The sequence below is a fragment of the Streptomyces sp. NBC_00299 genome, assembly GCF_036173045.1.
Lineage (GTDB): Bacteria > Actinomycetota > Actinomycetes > Streptomycetales > Streptomycetaceae > Streptomyces > Streptomyces machairae.
This window is the reverse complement of record NZ_CP108039.1, coordinates 7245115-7258729: the sequence shown is the minus strand read 5'-3', so window position 1 is coordinate 7258729 and position 13615 is coordinate 7245115. Positions and strand designations below refer to the sequence as shown.

The window sequence follows — 13615 nt, the reverse complement described above, 5'->3', positions numbered from 1 at the left end:
TCGGCCGAGGCGCCCCCAGCCGGCGTCGGCCAGTACCCCGTACGGCAGCGCACCGCCCAGCGACACACCGGTGAACCCGGCCAAGCCGCCACACGCCGAAGCAGCGCTTACCAATATCCCGTAGCAAAATTAAGTGGAGCTACGACATGACAGTGCCGACACTACTACCATGACGACCGCCAACGCCTCGGCTCCTCCCTTCGGCCGGGCCCTCTGCGCCATGATCACGCCCTTCACCGAGGCGGGATCCCTCGACCTCGACGGCGCCCAGCGGCTGGCCGACCGGCTGGTGGCCGAGGGATGCGACGGGCTCGTGCTCTCCGGCACGACGGGCGAGTCGCCGACCACCTCGGACGCCGAGAAGTCGGAGCTGATCAGAGCCGTCCGGGAAGCGGTGGGCGACCGGGCGACGATCGTTGCGGGAGTGGGCACCTTCGACACCCGGCACACCGTCGAACTCACCCTGATGGCCGAAAAGGCGGGCGCCGACGGCCTGTTGGTGGTCGCGCCGTACTACAGCAAGCCCCCGCAGGACGCCGTCGAGGCGCACTTCCGCGAGATCGCCGACGCCGCCGGACTGCCCCTCACGCTGTACGACATCCCTGGCCGCACCGGTACCCGGATCGAGCCGGAGACGCTGATCCGGCTCGCCGAGCACCCCCGGATCGTCGCAGTGAAGGACTGCTCCTTCGACTTCCTCGGCACCCAGAAGGTGCTCGCCCGCACGGAGTTGGCGTACTACGCGGGCTGCGACGAGCACAACCTCGCGCTGTACGCGGTGGGCGGCTCCGGCTACATCAGCACCGTCGCGAACGTCGTACCGGCCCAACTCCGTGCGGTCCTCGACACGTTCGAGGCGGGCGACACCCCCGTGTCCGCCCGCCTCCAGCAACGTGCCACGCCGCTCATCGAGTTGATGATGGCGGCGGGCCTGCCCGGCGCGGTCACCGCGAAGGCTCTGCTCAATGCGCTCGGCCTGCCCGCGGGCCCGGTCCGCGCACCGCTGCGGCCCGCCGGCCGGGAGGCGGTCGACGGGCTGCTGGCGGCTTACGAGGAGCTCACGACGGGTTGATCAACGTCGGGCGAAAACAGGCTCCCACCCCTGTCGTTTCTCGTCCGGGTCCGGCTCACGAACACCGCTGAGTGGTACGACCTTGTCGCTGCCGATCGTGACCAGCACGAGCCGGGGCCGGTACGACTCGTCGAGACCGGTGACCCGTTCCCAGGCGATGAGCCGCTTGTCGTCGGCCCAGGCGAGCAGCTCGGCCCCGCGGACCTTGGTGACCTCCTTGCCCGTACGGGGGTCACGGATCGAGGAGTAGGACCTGCCCGGGGATCCGTCGACCTCCTTCGTCAGACCGAGGGCGGCGAGAGAACCGTTCGGGGACAGCCGAGCCCCGACGTCCGAACGCAGGTGTTTCTCGTCGGCGGGAGCGGCGGCCTTCCTGCCCCGCAGGTCGTAGAACTGCTGCAGCCCGTCCCTCCCGCCGACGAACCGCGCGTACACCAGCTCACCGGACCGGCTGTACGCGAAGTCCTGGCGCGCGTTGATGTTGCGCTCGGGCGCGACCGCGCTCCAGGAGCCCTCGCCGGAGGCCACGTCGAGGTCGTAGAAACCGGTCCGGCTCGACTCGCCGTACCTGGACGTCCACTCCCACACCTCCTCGCCCTCACCGTTGACCATCGGCTCCTTGATCCGCAGGTCGGGGTTCTCGCCGTACGTCGTCGCGACGAGCCTGCTCCCGTCCTGCGAGAACGCCAGCCCGCCGACCCCGCGCTCGACCGGGATCCACCGCTCGACCTCCCCCGTCGCCAGGTCGAGCAGGCCGATCCGGCTCACGGGCAGGTTCTGCTCCAGCACGGCGGCCGTCCTCAGGCCGGGGGCGACGGCGACGAAGGACCACCGGGTGTCCTTCACGTACTTCCCGGTCTGCGGGTCCAGCAGCCAGTAGGTGCGCACCATCGCACCCCGCTTGTCGGTCTCGGTGCGGAGTTCCGTCATGGAGTAGGCGGCCAGCACCGTGTCCCCCGCCCCGATCAGGTCGCGCGGCGGCGACTGGTCCGGGTGGGCGAGGACGCCGTCCTTCTCCAGCGCGCCCGCGGGACGCACGTCGTCCTTGCCGGCGTCCAGCAGCGGCACCGCGACGCCGATGGCGACCACGGCCGCGGTGGCCGCGGCGACGGAAACGATCCGCCGGGTGCGACGGCGCCTGCGCACGGCCAGGACCCGGTCGGCGAACCCCGGCCCGGCCGACGGCTGTTCGGTGGCCAGCTCCCGCAGGGAGTCACGCACGAGTTCCTCGACGTTCACGGACGCACCTCCACGGGTGAGAAGTCACGGGACGGCCGCGGTCCGGCGGCCGCCGGGTCCGGGGCCGCCAGCTCCGGCGCGAGCGAGCGCAGCCGGGCCAGCGAGCGGTGGGTCGTGGACCGTACGGTCCCCACGGAACAGCCGAGGATCCGGGCCACGTCGGCCTCCGGCAGGTCCTCGAAGTAGCGCAGCACCAGTACGGTGCGCTGCCGCGCGGTCAGCCGCGCCAGCGCGCCCCGCATCAGCAGCCGCAGCTCGGCGGCGGATGCCGCATCCGGGCTCGCCCCGCTCTCGGGCGGCTCGGCGACGGTGAGTTCACGCCGGGGCCACTTCAGCCGCCAGCGGCTGATCTGCTGCCGGTACAGGACCTGCCGTACGTACGCCTCCGGCTCATCGATGCGATGCCAGCGGCCGGCCGCCTTCATCAGGGCGTTCTGCAGCAGATCCTCCCCGGCGTGCCGGTCGCCGCCGGTCAGGAGGACCGCCGTCTTCAGCAGCGCGGACGACCGGTTCTCCACGAACTCCCGAAAGCTCTCCTGCGCTTCGGCATCCATCGTCACCTTCTCTTCCCCCGGACGGGCCGGACGCCCGCCTCTCCTACCCCCTGTGACGCGTGCCGTGTGCTGCCGCTATGCCGGCGGCGCAGAAAAGAATTCCCCCACACGGCAGGGCCCGCACCGCCACCCTGTGCGGTACGGGCCCCGGCCCTCGTTCGCTGCGCTCAGCGCGCGATCAGCCCCACTTGTACCCGTCCCCGAAGAGCAGGAAGTGCTCCAGCACATCCTCCATCGGATCGTCCACCTGCCCCACGTTGACCAGCCCGATGCGGGGCCCGTTGTGCGAGCCCGTGTTGGTCTCGTCGGCATACGCGGCCCCGGCCGGCAGCCAGCAGGCTGCCCCCGCAGCCAGCGTGCCCACCACCAGGCGCACTGCGGCCCTGCTCCGCGCCTTCGTCTTCACTCGACCCACCATCGGCCCTCATCTCGTCGGTTCGGCGTGTGATCGGAAACTGCGTCGACCTGTTCATCTGCCTGGACCGCGCTGAGGTCACGTGGAGTAACCCGTACGTGATCGCTCCGCGCCGGGCTGCCACACGGCGAGCGCCCTCCCACGAGCCGTTTCCGGCTGTGGGAGGGCGCTCGACGACAGCAGTCCGAGGGCGGTCGCCGTCAGTTGTGGCTGTGCAGGATCTCGTTCAGCCCGCCCCACACCGCGTTGTTCGGGCGGGCCTCGACGGTGCCGGTGACCGAGTTGCGGCGGAAGAGGATGTTGGAGGCGCCGGAGAGTTCGCGGGCCTTGACGATCTGGCCGTCGGGCATCGTGATGCGGGTGCCGGCGGTGACGTACAGGCCGGCCTCGACGACGCACTCGTCGCCCAGCGCGATGCCGACGCCCGCCTCGGCGCCGATCAGGCAGCGCTCGCCGATGGTGATGATCACGTTGCCGCCGCCGGACAGGGTGCCCATCGTCGACGCGCCGCCGCCGATGTCCGAGCCGTCGCCGACCACGACGCCCGCGGAGATACGGCCCTCGACCATGGAGGTGCCGAGGGTGCCGGCGTTGAAGTTGACGAAGCCCTCGTGCATGACGGTGGTGCCCTCGGAGAGGTGCGCGCCCAGGCGGACCCGGTCGGCGTCGGCGATGCGCACGCCCTTGGGGGCGACGTAGTCCGTCATCCGCGGGAACTTGTCGATCGAGGTGACCTGGAGGTGCAGGCCCTCCGCGCGGGCGTTCAGGCGGACCTTCTCGACGTCGTCGACGGCGACCGGGCCGAGGGAGGTCCAGGCGACGTTGGCGAGGAAGCCGAACTGGCCCTCCAGGCTCAGGCCGTGCGGCTTGACCAGGCGGTGCGAGAGCAGGTGCAGACGCAGGTACACGTCGTGCGCGTCGATCGGCTTCTCGTCCAGCGAGGCGATGACCGTGCGGACCGCGACGACCTCGACGCCCCGGCGTGCATCCGGCCCGACCGCGTTCGCGGCGCCCTCGCCGATCAGCTCGACGGCCCGCTCGGCGGACAGCCGCTCGCTGCCGGAGGGACCGGGCTCGGCGACGAGCTCGGGCGCGGGGAACCAGGTGTCGAGAACAGTGCCGTCAGCGGCGATCGTGGCAAGGCCGGCTGCCACGGCGCCGGTGGTACGAGGAGCAGTCGTGTCGGTCATGAGGGCAACCTAACCGGCAGGGGGCCGCCCGGGCCAACCGGCGGGAGGGGCGTCTCAGGGTACGGGCCGTCCGGCCCGGCCGGCCCAGGGGAAGCGAAGCCCACTTCCGTCAGGGAATCGCGCCGCAGCCAGGGCTCACCCAATACCAGGACTCACCCCTCCCGTGCGGGAATCACCCGCCGCAGCACCTCACACGCGTACCCCTCGTCGTACGGCACCTCGGTCAGCAGCACCTGCAGACAGATCCCGTCCATCAACGCCACCAGCGCCCGCGCGGTGACCGCGTCCGTGCGCCGGGAGAGTCGGTCGGCGAGGTCCTGCGCCCATTCGGCGGCAACCGGACGCAGGGCGGGGCGGCGCAGGGCGGCGAGGTAGAGCTCGTACTCCAACTCCACACCCGCACGGTCCGCCGCGAGCCACTCGCCCATCCAGCCGGCGAGTTCGGCGGCCAGGTCGGTGTCCGGGTCCGTGAGGCCGCCGCGCGAGGCGATCACCTTGGCGAAGCCCTCGTTGGCCTGGCGCAGGGCGGCGACCAGCAGATCGTCGAGGGTCTTGAAGTGGTACGTCGTGGAGCCGAGCGGCACGTCCGCCGCCGCGGCGGCCGTGCGGTGGCTCAGCCCCGCGATGCCCTTCTCCCCGACGACCCGGATCGCCGCGTCGATGATCCGCTGACGCCGCTCGGGGTCGTAGCGCCGGGGCATCAGTGCGCGCCTCCCAGGTTCAGCACGACCACGCCGGCGATGATCAGCGCGATGCCCGCGGCCTTGGCGACCGTCATCCCCTCCCCCATGAACAGGATCCCGATGGTGGCGATGGCCGCGGTGCCGACGCCCGCCCAGATCGCGTAGGCCGTGCCCACGGAGACGGTCCTCAGAGTCTGGGCGAGCAGCGCGAAGGAGACGAGGTATCCGAGGGCGGTCAGCAGCGACGGCCAGAGCCTGCTGAAGCCGTCGCTGTACTTCATGGACGTAGTGGCGGCCACCTCGGCCGCTATGGCTCCGGCGAGCAGCAGGTATCCCATGTGTACGAGCGTACACAACGCCGGCCAAGGTTGCGTACGGCCGTACACATGCCGGTGACCTCGTCGAGAGGGCTTGGGCGAGCGGACCTGACATAGCGGCCCTGACAACGTGAGCTTCAGGCCAGTCGTGGTCAGGAAAGCCGCAAGTCGATCCAGGGAATGGTGTCACCCGGCAACAGGTAGCGCTCGGTCTCGATGAACCCGTGCTTTTGTGCAAAGCGCAGACCGTCCTCGTTCGAAGACAGGACGACGGTCTCGATCACCCTGGCACCCAGCTCCCGCGCCCGGTGGAGCCCACGCTCATAGAGTGCTGCGCCGAATCCCTGTCCACGGTGAGCGGCAAGCACCCGGGCGATCACAGTCGCCGTCAGAGTGTCGTCCGTCGGCGGACGTACCGTGCTGCAGCCCACGACCACGTCATCGAGATACGCGATCTCCAGGTGATTGCGCTCGGAACGTTCCCGTACCTCTTCAAGAGACAGGACGTGGGTCGGGATGATCACATTGTGGACGTGCTGCCAGTCTCGGAGAGTGGCATCGCAGTCAGGCTGTTGAAACCGAAGATCAGACATCGCAGCAGGAGACCTGAGTGCTCCGCGGACGTCAACTCCTTATACCGACCCACAAGTCACCGCTCGAGTTACGCGCCCGGGCCGACTGAGACGATCCCTCACGGCTTCCGCGCCTCGAAGCGGTGGCGGGACGCCTCGATGTCACCGAGGTACCGGTGGGTCCAGTCGCACATGCCGTCGGTGGTCACCCGCAGGGCCTGGCCAGGCTCGGTGAGCGTGTACTCGACGCGCGGCGGCACCGTGGCGTGCACGGTGCGCTCGACCAGGCCGTTTCGCTCCAGCATGCGCAGGTTCTGGGTGAGCATCTTGTGGCTGATCCCGTCGACCTCGCCGCGCAACTCACTGAAGCGCAGGGTCCGCTCCCCCAGGGCCTCGATGATCAGCAGAGCCCATTTGTTCGCGATGTCCGAGAAGATCTCCCGGGCCAGGGAGTCCGCGCGCGTCACGTCCGCCTGGTCCAGTGAGCCACTGAACTGCTTGGTTCCCATGAGGTTCCCCAGTCACCGAAAAGTGCGTTCTTCCATGTCAGCGGTCACTCTCCTACGGTTCCTGAGTAACCACAAGTGAGCACGAGACGGAACGGACGGACGACATGGCCATCACTCTGGTGAACCCGAGCGGACTGGTGGAGGTCGACGCCTACCACCAGGTGTCGATCGCGAGCGGCTCGAAGCTGGTCTTCGTCGCCGGGCAGGTCGCATGGGACGCGGAAGGCACTGCGGTCGGCACGGGCGACCTCGCCGCACAGGTCGAGCAGTGCTACCTCAACGTCGGCACCGCCCTGGCCGCGGCCGGCGCCTCCTTCGACGACGTCGCGAAGCTGAACGTCCACGTCGTCGACTGGACCCCCGACAAGATGCCCCAGCTCATGGAGGGGATCACCCGGGCGGCCACCAAGCTGGGAGTCACCGCCGCGCCGCCGGCCACACTGCTGGGCGTCGCGGCACTGGACGTGCCCGAGCATCTGGTCGAGATCGAGGCCACCGCGGTCCTCGACTGAGTCACTGGGCCCACGACCGGGCGGGCGCCTTCCGGGGCGAGTGGGCCGGCCCCGGGTCAGCAGGTACGGCGGCGGTACGCGTCCTCCCCCGCCGGTACGACGTCCAGGTCGCGCAGGACCACCGACAGCTTGTCGCCCCACTCCGCGCACGCGGCGGCGAGGCCGTCCTGCCGGTACTCGATGTCGAAGACGCGGTCGTCGTACGCGTCCGCGTAGGCGTCGCACTCGTCGTACTGTCCGCACTCCTCGGCCACCGCGAAGTCGAAGCCGATACCACGTCCCTGTCCGGCCAGTTCGGCGGCGTTCTTCTGGCCGATCGCCAGACCGGCGGCGTGGGCCCGGGCGGTGATCAGCTTGCCGAAGGCCACGTTGTCGTCGGCGGTCAGCAGACCGTCGGACCGCTCGTGCGAGTCGAGGTTGTCGGCCTCGACGGCCTGGAATCCGGCGGCGGCACAGCCGTCGATCCACTCCCCCACGACGTCGGCGAGCCGTTCGCGCTTGGCGGGCGTCGAGATGTCCAGGACGGCCTCGTCCCAGTCCCGGTCGATGACCAGCGAGTCGTCGGCGTCGCGGAGGAGCAGGTCGGGATGGCGGGCCTCCCACCAGTCCTCGGTGTCCGGCTGGGCCTGGAAGGCGTTGACGTAGCAGATGTTGTAGACCCCCGGCGCCGGTTTCGCCGCGCGGTCGCGGGAGACCGCGCCTACGCCGGTGGGCGGCCGGTAGGCCCCGCCGATCTGGTAGTCGAAGCCGACCCCCGGCTCGGGCAGGACCACCTTCCCGGCACCGCCGCTGCCGGGGGCCGTCGGGGCGGTGGAGCGGCCCGGCTCGTCGGCGTCCTCACCGTCGGACGCCGTACATCCGCCCGCGACCACGGCGAGCGCACCGCACACAGCGGCGGCCGCAAGCGCGCGGCGGAGGGCACGGGGGGCGCGGTGGGCCATGGTCCGGGGGCTCCTGTCGGCGTGTGCTCTTGCAGTGCTGCCCGGCCATGATGCCCTGTTGCGGGCCTGAGCCCGGCACTCGGGGGCCACGACGGCGCCCAACAGGGCGCCCATCAGTCATAGTTGATGGAACATCAGCTATTAGGGGTTCGATTGGTGACGCATCGAACCCCGCCCACTCCCCCCTGGAGCCGGCTCAGAAATCGATCTGGATACGGCTCGCTCCAAACAGGTGCTCGGGAGTCACTGGGTCCACTAGTGTTTCACCATTCACATACCGGGCCTTCGCAGCCGCGGTCGTCGCCCCATGACACCGCTGGGGGGAACAGCGCATGCCAGAAAACAAGTCCCGGCCGTCTCAGGACCAACCTTGGGAGCACGGCTGGGCTCCGGACACCTCCCGGGCGCCCGGGACGCGCCGCCTGTGGCTGGCGGGCGGGATGGCTGTGGCGACGATCGTCGCGTGCGCCACGGCAATCGTCGTGATGGAGAGGGCACCTGACGGGCAGACACGCTCGGCACCGGCCGACGAGAACACGACGGTCCCCGGCCTGATCTCGTTCGCCACGCCCTCGGAGACTCCTCCGAAGGGCAAGAGCGACCTGTCGACGGCCGAGGCGGCGACCAGAGCGCCGCGCCACCAGGACGCCGGCACACCCAAGCCCGCGCCGAAGCCGTCCAAGTCGTCGTTGGGCGAGGGCGGTTCATCCGCCGCCCCGAAGCCCCCGGCCGCCACGACCTGGCGATCCTTCCGCTCGGTCAACTACCCGGACCGCTACTGGCACGTGAGCGGTGGCTACGTGGCCCTGGACCCGGTCCGCGGTTCCGAATCCCGCGAGGACTCCACGTTCAAGCAGGTGAAGGGCCTGGCCGACGGCTCCTGCTACTCCTTCGCCACGCATGACGGCGCCTACCTCCGGCACCGCAGCTTCGTCCTGCGCGCCGAACGTCACGACGGCTCCGCCCAGTTCGAGCAGGACGCCACCTTCTGCACCCGCGACTCGTCCCACTCCGGCGCGACCATGCTGGAGTCGGTCAACTACCCGGGGTACTTCCTCCGCCACAAGAACTTCGTCGTCCGTCTCGAACGCTTCGAGTACAGCTCCCTGTACCTGGCGGACTCGTCGTTCCGGATGGTCGGCGGACTGGCCTGAGCCAAGCCCGACCACGAGCACGGAAAAGCGGCGGCACCGGGAAGGTGCCGCCGCTTTGTCCGTGCTGGGGAGCCTCGGCCCCCGAATCAGACGTTGAACCCGAGCGCCCGAAGCTGCTCCCGACCATCGTCCGTGATCTTGTCCGGCCCCCACGGCGGCATCCAGACCCAGTTGATGCGCAGCTCGTTGACGAGACCGTCCGTGGCGGACTTGGCCTGGTCCTCGATGACATCCGTCAGCGGGCAGGCCGCCGACGTCAGGGTCATGTCGAGCGTCGCGATGTTCGCGTCGTCGATGTGGATGCCGTAGATGAGGCCGAGATTGACGACGTCGATACCCAGCTCGGGGTCGACGACGTCGTACAGCGCCTCACGGACCTCTTCCTCCGAGGCCGGCTTCATCTCCACGGTGTCACTCATGCCGTCTTCCTTTCGGCGTCGGCGTCGCCCAGCGCCTGGGCCGTCGCGTCCTTCCACGCCATCCAGCTCAGGAGGGCGCACTTGACCCGGGCGGGGTACTTGGAGACTCCGGAGAACGCGACCGCGTCCTCCAGAACCTCCTCCATCGCGTCGTCGGGCTCGAGCTTCCCCTTGGACTGCATCAGCTCCAGGAAGGTCTCCTGGATCTTCTGCGCGTCGGAGAGGTCCTTGCCGACGAGGAGTTCGTTCAGTACGGACGCGCTCGCCTGGCTGATGGAACAGCCCTGGCCCTCGTACGAGACGTCCTCGATCTTCGTGCCGTCGTACTTCACGCGCAGGGTGATCTCATCGCCGCACGTCGGGTTGACGTGGTGCACCTCGGCGTCGCCATCCCGCAAGCCCCGCCCGTGCGGGTTCTTGTAGTGGTCCAGGATGACTTCCTGGTACATCGAATCCAGCTTCATGCGATCGCTCGTCCCGTCAGCCGAAGAAGTTCCGTACGTGCTCCAGGCCGTCCACCAGAGCGTCGATCTCGGCCGGCGTGGAGTACAGATAGAACGACGCTCGCGTGGTCGCAGGAATTCCGTAGCGGAGGCAGACCGGCCGCGCGCAGTGGTGGCCGACCCGGACCGCGATGCCCTGCTCGTCGAGGACCTGGCCCACGTCGTGCGGGTGGATGTCGCCGAGCGTGAAGGAGATCGCGGCGCCCCGGTCCTCGGCCGTGGTCGGGCCGATGATCCTGAGGTCGGGGACCTCCGCGAACCGCTTCACCGCGTACTCGGTGAGCGCGTGCTCGTGGGCGAGGATCTTGTCCATGCCGATCGAGTTGAGGTAGTCGATCGCCGCGCCGAGGCCGATCGCCTGGGAGATCGGGGGCGTACCCGCCTCGAACTTGTGCGGGGCGGGAGCGTACGTCGACGAGTGCATCGACACGGTCTCGATCATCTCGCCGCCGCCGAGGAACGGGGGCAGGTCCTCCAGCAGCTCCTGGCGGCCCCACAGGACGCCGATGCCGGTCGGGCCGCACATCTTGTGGCCGGTGAAGGCCACGAAGTCGGCCTGGAGCGACTGCACGTCCAGCGGCATGTGGGGAGCGGCCTGCGAGGCGTCGATACAGACCAGCGCGCCGACCTCCTGCGCGCGGCGCACTATCGCCTCGACCGGATTGAGCGTGCCCAGGATGTTCGACACCAGCACGAAGGAGACGATCTTCGTCTTCTCGGTGATGATCTCGTCGATGTTGGACAGGTCGAGACGGCCGTCGTCGGTCAGGCCGAACCACTTCAGCTTCGCGCCCGTGCGCTGCGCGAGCAGCTGCCACGGCACGATGTTGGAGTGGTGCTCCATCTCCGTGATGACGATCTCGGTCTCGTGGTCCACCCGGTAGGGCTCGTCGGCCCAGCCGAGCATGTTGGCCACGAGGTTCAGCGACTCGGAGGCGTTCTTCGTGAAGATCACCTCGTCGCGGCTGGGCGCGTTGATGAACTCCGCGACCTTGTCGCGCGCGCCCTCGTACAGCGCCGTGGCCTCCTCGGCGAGGACGTGCACGCCACGGTGGACGTTGGCGTTGTGCTGCTCGTAGTACTCGGAGAGCACGTCGAGCACCTGGCGCGGCGTCTGCGAGGTCGCCGCGTTGTCCAGATACACGAGCTTCTTGTCGCCGTGGACGACGCGGTCCAGGATCGGGAAGTCCTTGCGGAGCGCCTCGGTGTCGAGGAGGCCCGGCAGCTGTGTCACGCGGATGCGCCACCCTTCACGTACTTGTCGTAGCCCTCGGCCTCGAGCTGGTCCGCGAGCTCCGCTCCGCCGGACTCGGCGATACGGCCGTTCGCGAACACGTGGACGTAGTCGGGCTTGATGTAGCGCAGGATGCGCGTGTAGTGCGTGATCAGCAGGGTGCCGACCTCGCCGGTCTCGCGGACCCGGTTCACGCCCTCGGAGACGACGCGCAGGGCGTCGACGTCCAGGCCGGAGTCGGTCTCGTCGAGGATCGCGATCTTCGGCTTGAGCAGCTCCAGCTGAAGGATCTCGTGGCGCTTCTTCTCACCGCCGGAGAAGCCCTCGTTGACGTTGCGCTCGGCGAAGGACGGGTCCATGGAGAGGCGCTCCATGGTCTCCTTGACCTCCTTCACCCAGGTGCGCAGCTTGGGGGCCTCGCCGCGGATGGCGGTGGCGGACGTGCGGAGGAAGTTGGAGACCGAGACGCCGGGGACCTCGACCGGGTACTGCATCGCGAGGAACAGGCCGGCGCGGGCACGCTCGTCGACGGACATCTCCAGGACGTCCTCGCCGTCGAGGGTGACGGTGCCGCCGGTGATCGTGTACTTCGGGTGACCCGCGAGGGAGTAGGCGAGGGTCGACTTGCCGGAGCCGTTGGGGCCCATGATGGCGTGCGTCTCGCCCTGCTTCACGGTGAGGTCGACGCCCTTGAGGATCTCCTTCGTGGCGTTGTCGGCCTCGACGGTGACGTGCAGGTCTCGGATTTCAAGCGTTGCCATGGGTGCCTCAGGACTCCTGGGTGAGGGAGACGAGTACGTCGTCCCCTTCGATCTTTACGGGATATACGGGGACGGGGCGCGTCGCGGGAAGGCCGGACGGCTTGCCGGTGCGGAGGTCGAAGCTGGAGCCGTGCAGCCAGCACTCGATCTGGCAGTCCTCCACCTCGCCCTCGGAGAGGGAGACGTTCGCGTGGGAGCAGATGTCGTGGATCGCGAACACCTCACCCTCGGTCTGCACGACCGAGACCGGCGTGCCGTCGAGTTCCACCCGCTTCGGGGTGTCCTCCTCCAGCTCGCTCAGCCCGCAGGCGCGTACGAAAGCCATCAGACCGTGGCCTCCAGCTCCTCGTCGATCTTCACGAGGAGGCGCTCTTCGATGTCGTCGACGCCGATCTGCTGGACGAGCTCGGCGAAGAAGCCGCGCACCACCAGGCGACGGGCCTCATCGGCCGGGATGCCGCGGGCCATCAGGTAGAAGAGCTGCTCGTCGTCGAAGCGGCCGGTCGCCGAGGCGTGGCCGGCGCCGACGATCTCGCCGGTCTCGATCTCCAGGTTCGGCACGGAGTCGACGCGGGCACCGTCGGTCAGAACCAGGTTGCGGTTCATCTCGTAGGTGTCCGTGCCCTCGGCCCTGGCCTCGATCAGCACGTCGCCGATCCACACGGCGTGCGCGTCCTCGCCCTGGAGCGCGCCCTTGTAGGCGACGTTCGACTTGCAGTGAGGGGTGTTGTGGTCGACCAGGAGGCGGTGCTCCTGGTGCTGGCCGGCGTCCGTGAAGTAGAGGCCGAAGAGCTCGGCCTCGCCGCCGGTGCCGGCGTACGCGACGCGCGGGTGGAGGCGTACGAGGTCGCCGCCGAAGGTGACCACGAAGGACTTGAAGGTGGCGTCCCGGCCGATCAGCGCGTTGTGCTGGCCCACGTGCACGGCCTTGTCGTCCCAGTCCTGGACGGAGACGACGGTGAGCTTGGCGCCGTCGCCCAGGATGTAGTCGACGTTGGCGGCGAGCACCGCGTCACCGGTGTGGTCGATGACGACGACGGCCTCGGCGAAGGCTCCGAGCTCCACGATCTGGTGACCGTAGGCGACCCCGCCCTCGCCGTGCACGGCGATGCGGATCGGCTCGGTGAGGACCGTCTCCTTGGGGACGGTGATCACGCCGGCCTTCTCGAACGCCGAGTAGGCCTGCGCGGCGACGCGGTCCACGGGCATGCCCGCCTTGCCGAGGCGCGCGTCGTCACGGCCGACGGTCTCGACGGTGACGCCCTCGGGGGCCTCGACGGTGACCTGCAGGCCGTCGCCGGTCGCCACGGCGGTGCCGTCGTGCAGCCCGCGCAGGCGCTCCAGCGGGGTGAACCGCCACTCCTCCTCGCGGCCGTGCGGGACCGGGAAGTCCGCCACGTCGAAGGACGGGGGCGCGCTCATGCGCGTGGCGACGGTCGACTCGGCGGCAACGGCCACCGCGCCGGCGGTGGTGGACCCCACCGGGATGTTCTGAGCCTCAGCCATGGCTGTCGGTCTGCTCTCTTCCTACGTCAGATTT

The 13615-nt window shown here is 69.4% G+C and carries 18 protein-coding genes; 3 read left to right on the top strand and 15 right to left on the bottom strand.

All coding sequences use genetic code 11. The features are described 5' to 3' along the window. The first annotated feature begins 169 nt into the window (after positions 1 to 169). Positions 170 to 1072 carry a 4-hydroxy-tetrahydrodipicolinate synthase gene (dapA, locus tag OHT51_RS32325; RefSeq protein ID WP_328882437.1) on the top strand — a complete coding sequence of 301 codons (903 nt, stop codon included), beginning with the start codon at positions 170 to 172 and terminating at the stop codon, positions 1070 to 1072. Here the strand turns inward: dapA and OHT51_RS32320 are convergent, their stop codons facing one another. The 8 genes from OHT51_RS32320 to OHT51_RS32285 all read right to left on the bottom strand — a co-directional run bounded on the left by OHT51_RS32320 (position 1073) and on the right by OHT51_RS32285 (position 6551). Continuing rightward, positions 1073 to 2311, bottom strand: a complete 1239-nt coding sequence (locus OHT51_RS32320) for a YncE family protein (protein ID WP_328882436.1) — start codon at positions 2309 to 2311, stop codon at positions 1073 to 1075. Continuing rightward, a complete protein-coding gene (locus OHT51_RS32315) occupies positions 2308 to 2865 on the bottom strand; it encodes a SigE family RNA polymerase sigma factor (RefSeq protein WP_328882435.1) in 558 nt (185 codons plus the stop codon). Before OHT51_RS32315 ends, OHT51_RS32320 begins: the two co-directional genes overlap by 4 nt. A gap of 178 nt (positions 2866 to 3043) precedes the next feature. After that, positions 3044 to 3283 (bottom strand): hypothetical protein, encoded by a 240-nt coding sequence (locus OHT51_RS32310; RefSeq protein WP_328882434.1) that lies wholly within the window; start codon positions 3281 to 3283, stop codon positions 3044 to 3046. A 197-nt stretch (positions 3284 to 3480) separates the two neighbouring features. Next, positions 3481 to 4470, bottom strand: a complete 990-nt coding sequence (gene dapD, locus OHT51_RS32305) for a 2,3,4,5-tetrahydropyridine-2,6-dicarboxylate N-succinyltransferase (protein WP_328882433.1) — start codon at positions 4468 to 4470, stop codon at positions 3481 to 3483. 152 nt (positions 4471 to 4622) lie between these two features. Then, entirely contained in the window at positions 4623 to 5171 is a 549-nt protein-coding gene (locus tag OHT51_RS32300) for a TetR/AcrR family transcriptional regulator (protein WP_328882432.1), read from the bottom strand. Continuing rightward, on the bottom strand, positions 5171 to 5491 hold the full coding sequence (locus OHT51_RS32295) for a DMT family transporter (RefSeq protein ID WP_328428545.1): 321 nt from the start codon (positions 5489 to 5491) through the stop codon (positions 5171 to 5173). Before OHT51_RS32295 ends, OHT51_RS32300 begins: the two co-directional genes overlap by 1 nt. A gap of 131 nt (positions 5492 to 5622) precedes the next feature. Then, a complete protein-coding gene (locus OHT51_RS32290; protein ID WP_328882431.1) occupies positions 5623 to 6063 on the bottom strand; it encodes a GNAT family N-acetyltransferase in 441 nt (146 codons plus the stop codon). 98 nt (positions 6064 to 6161) lie between these two features. Further along, positions 6162 to 6551, bottom strand: coding sequence for a winged helix-turn-helix transcriptional regulator (locus OHT51_RS32285; protein ID WP_328882430.1), 390 nt, complete (start codon positions 6549 to 6551; stop codon positions 6162 to 6164). A gap of 104 nt (positions 6552 to 6655) precedes the next feature. Between OHT51_RS32285 and OHT51_RS32280 the strand changes: the two genes are divergently transcribed. Beyond that, entirely contained in the window at positions 6656 to 7063 is a 408-nt protein-coding gene (locus OHT51_RS32280) for a RidA family protein (RefSeq protein ID WP_328882429.1), read from the top strand. 56 nt (positions 7064 to 7119) lie between these two features. Here the strand turns inward: OHT51_RS32280 and OHT51_RS32275 are convergent, their stop codons facing one another. Then, positions 7120 to 8004, bottom strand: coding sequence for an endo alpha-1,4 polygalactosaminidase (locus OHT51_RS32275; RefSeq protein WP_328882428.1), 885 nt, complete (start codon positions 8002 to 8004; stop codon positions 7120 to 7122). 332 nt (positions 8005 to 8336) lie between these two features. On the opposite strand from OHT51_RS32275, the gene OHT51_RS32270 reads away from it, so the two are divergent. Further along, positions 8337 to 9158 carry an AbfB domain-containing protein gene (locus OHT51_RS32270; protein ID WP_328882427.1) on the top strand — a complete coding sequence of 274 codons (822 nt, stop codon included), beginning with the start codon at positions 8337 to 8339 and terminating at the stop codon, positions 9156 to 9158. 86 nt (positions 9159 to 9244) lie between these two features. Here OHT51_RS32270 and OHT51_RS32265 read toward each other — a convergent pair whose 3' ends face one another. Genes OHT51_RS32265 through sufD form a run of 6 tightly spaced genes read right to left on the bottom strand, consistent with a single transcriptional unit; the run spans position 9245 to position 13581 of the window. Next, positions 9245 to 9577, bottom strand: coding sequence for a metal-sulfur cluster assembly factor (locus OHT51_RS32265; protein ID WP_328428541.1), 333 nt, complete (start codon positions 9575 to 9577; stop codon positions 9245 to 9247). Next, complete coding sequence (sufU, locus tag OHT51_RS32260) at positions 9574 to 10041, bottom strand: Fe-S cluster assembly sulfur transfer protein SufU (protein ID WP_328882426.1); 468 nt, start codon at positions 10039 to 10041, stop codon at positions 9574 to 9576. Before sufU ends, OHT51_RS32265 begins: the two co-directional genes overlap by 4 nt. 16 nt (positions 10042 to 10057) lie before the next feature. Then, positions 10058 to 11314, bottom strand: coding sequence for a cysteine desulfurase (locus OHT51_RS32255; protein ID WP_328882425.1), 1257 nt, complete (start codon positions 11312 to 11314; stop codon positions 10058 to 10060). Next, positions 11311 to 12075, bottom strand: a complete 765-nt coding sequence (sufC, locus tag OHT51_RS32250; RefSeq protein WP_328882424.1) for a Fe-S cluster assembly ATPase SufC — start codon at positions 12073 to 12075, stop codon at positions 11311 to 11313. Before sufC ends, OHT51_RS32255 begins: the two co-directional genes overlap by 4 nt. Before the next feature lie 7 nt (positions 12076 to 12082). Further along, entirely contained in the window at positions 12083 to 12400 is a 318-nt protein-coding gene (locus tag OHT51_RS32245; protein ID WP_031057580.1) for a non-heme iron oxygenase ferredoxin subunit, read from the bottom strand. Beyond that, the gene (gene sufD, locus OHT51_RS32240) at positions 12400 to 13581 is read right to left on the bottom strand and encodes a Fe-S cluster assembly protein SufD (protein ID WP_328882423.1); all 1182 of its coding nucleotides are present in this window, start codon (positions 13579 to 13581) and stop codon (positions 12400 to 12402) included. The genes OHT51_RS32245 and sufD overlap by 1 nt, the downstream gene beginning before the upstream one ends. Positions 13582 to 13615: the final 34 nt, after the last annotated feature.

Bases quoted from the DNA above. Each gene is read 5' to 3' on its own strand.
- dapA (WP_328882437.1), top strand. From the start codon at position 170: ATGACGACCGCCAACGCCTCGGCTCCTCCCTTCGGCCGGGCCCTCTGC.
- OHT51_RS32315 (WP_328882435.1), bottom strand. From the start codon at position 2,865: ATGGATGCCGAAGCGCAGGAGAGCTTTCGGGAGTTCGTGGAGAACCGG.
- OHT51_RS32310 (WP_328882434.1), bottom strand. From the start codon at position 3,283: ATGGTGGGTCGAGTGAAGACGAAGGCGCGGAGCAGGGCCGCAGTGCGC.
- dapD (WP_328882433.1), bottom strand. From the start codon at position 4,470: ATGACCGACACGACTGCTCCTCGTACCACCGGCGCCGTGGCAGCCGGC.
- OHT51_RS32300 (WP_328882432.1), bottom strand. From the start codon at position 5,171: ATGCCCCGGCGCTACGACCCCGAGCGGCGTCAGCGGATCATCGACGCG.
- OHT51_RS32295 (WP_328428545.1), bottom strand. From the start codon at position 5,491: ATGGGATACCTGCTGCTCGCCGGAGCCATAGCGGCCGAGGTGGCCGCC.
- OHT51_RS32290 (WP_328882431.1), bottom strand. From the start codon at position 6,063: ATGTCTGATCTTCGGTTTCAACAGCCTGACTGCGATGCCACTCTCCGA.
- OHT51_RS32285 (WP_328882430.1), bottom strand. From the start codon at position 6,551: ATGGGAACCAAGCAGTTCAGTGGCTCACTGGACCAGGCGGACGTGACG.
- OHT51_RS32280 (WP_328882429.1), top strand. From the start codon at position 6,656: ATGGCCATCACTCTGGTGAACCCGAGCGGACTGGTGGAGGTCGACGCC.
- OHT51_RS32275 (WP_328882428.1), bottom strand. From the start codon at position 8,004: ATGGCCCACCGCGCCCCCCGTGCCCTCCGCCGCGCGCTTGCGGCCGCC.
- OHT51_RS32270 (WP_328882427.1), top strand. From the start codon at position 8,337: ATGCCAGAAAACAAGTCCCGGCCGTCTCAGGACCAACCTTGGGAGCAC.
- OHT51_RS32265 (WP_328428541.1), bottom strand. From the start codon at position 9,577: ATGAGTGACACCGTGGAGATGAAGCCGGCCTCGGAGGAAGAGGTCCGT.
- sufU (WP_328882426.1), bottom strand. From the start codon at position 10,041: ATGAAGCTGGATTCGATGTACCAGGAAGTCATCCTGGACCACTACAAG.
- sufC (WP_328882424.1), bottom strand. From the start codon at position 12,075: ATGGCAACGCTTGAAATCCGAGACCTGCACGTCACCGTCGAGGCCGAC.
- OHT51_RS32245 (WP_031057580.1), bottom strand. From the start codon at position 12,400: ATGGCTTTCGTACGCGCCTGCGGGCTGAGCGAGCTGGAGGAGGACACC.
- sufD (WP_328882423.1), bottom strand. From the start codon at position 13,581: ATGGCTGAGGCTCAGAACATCCCGGTGGGGTCCACCACCGCCGGCGCG.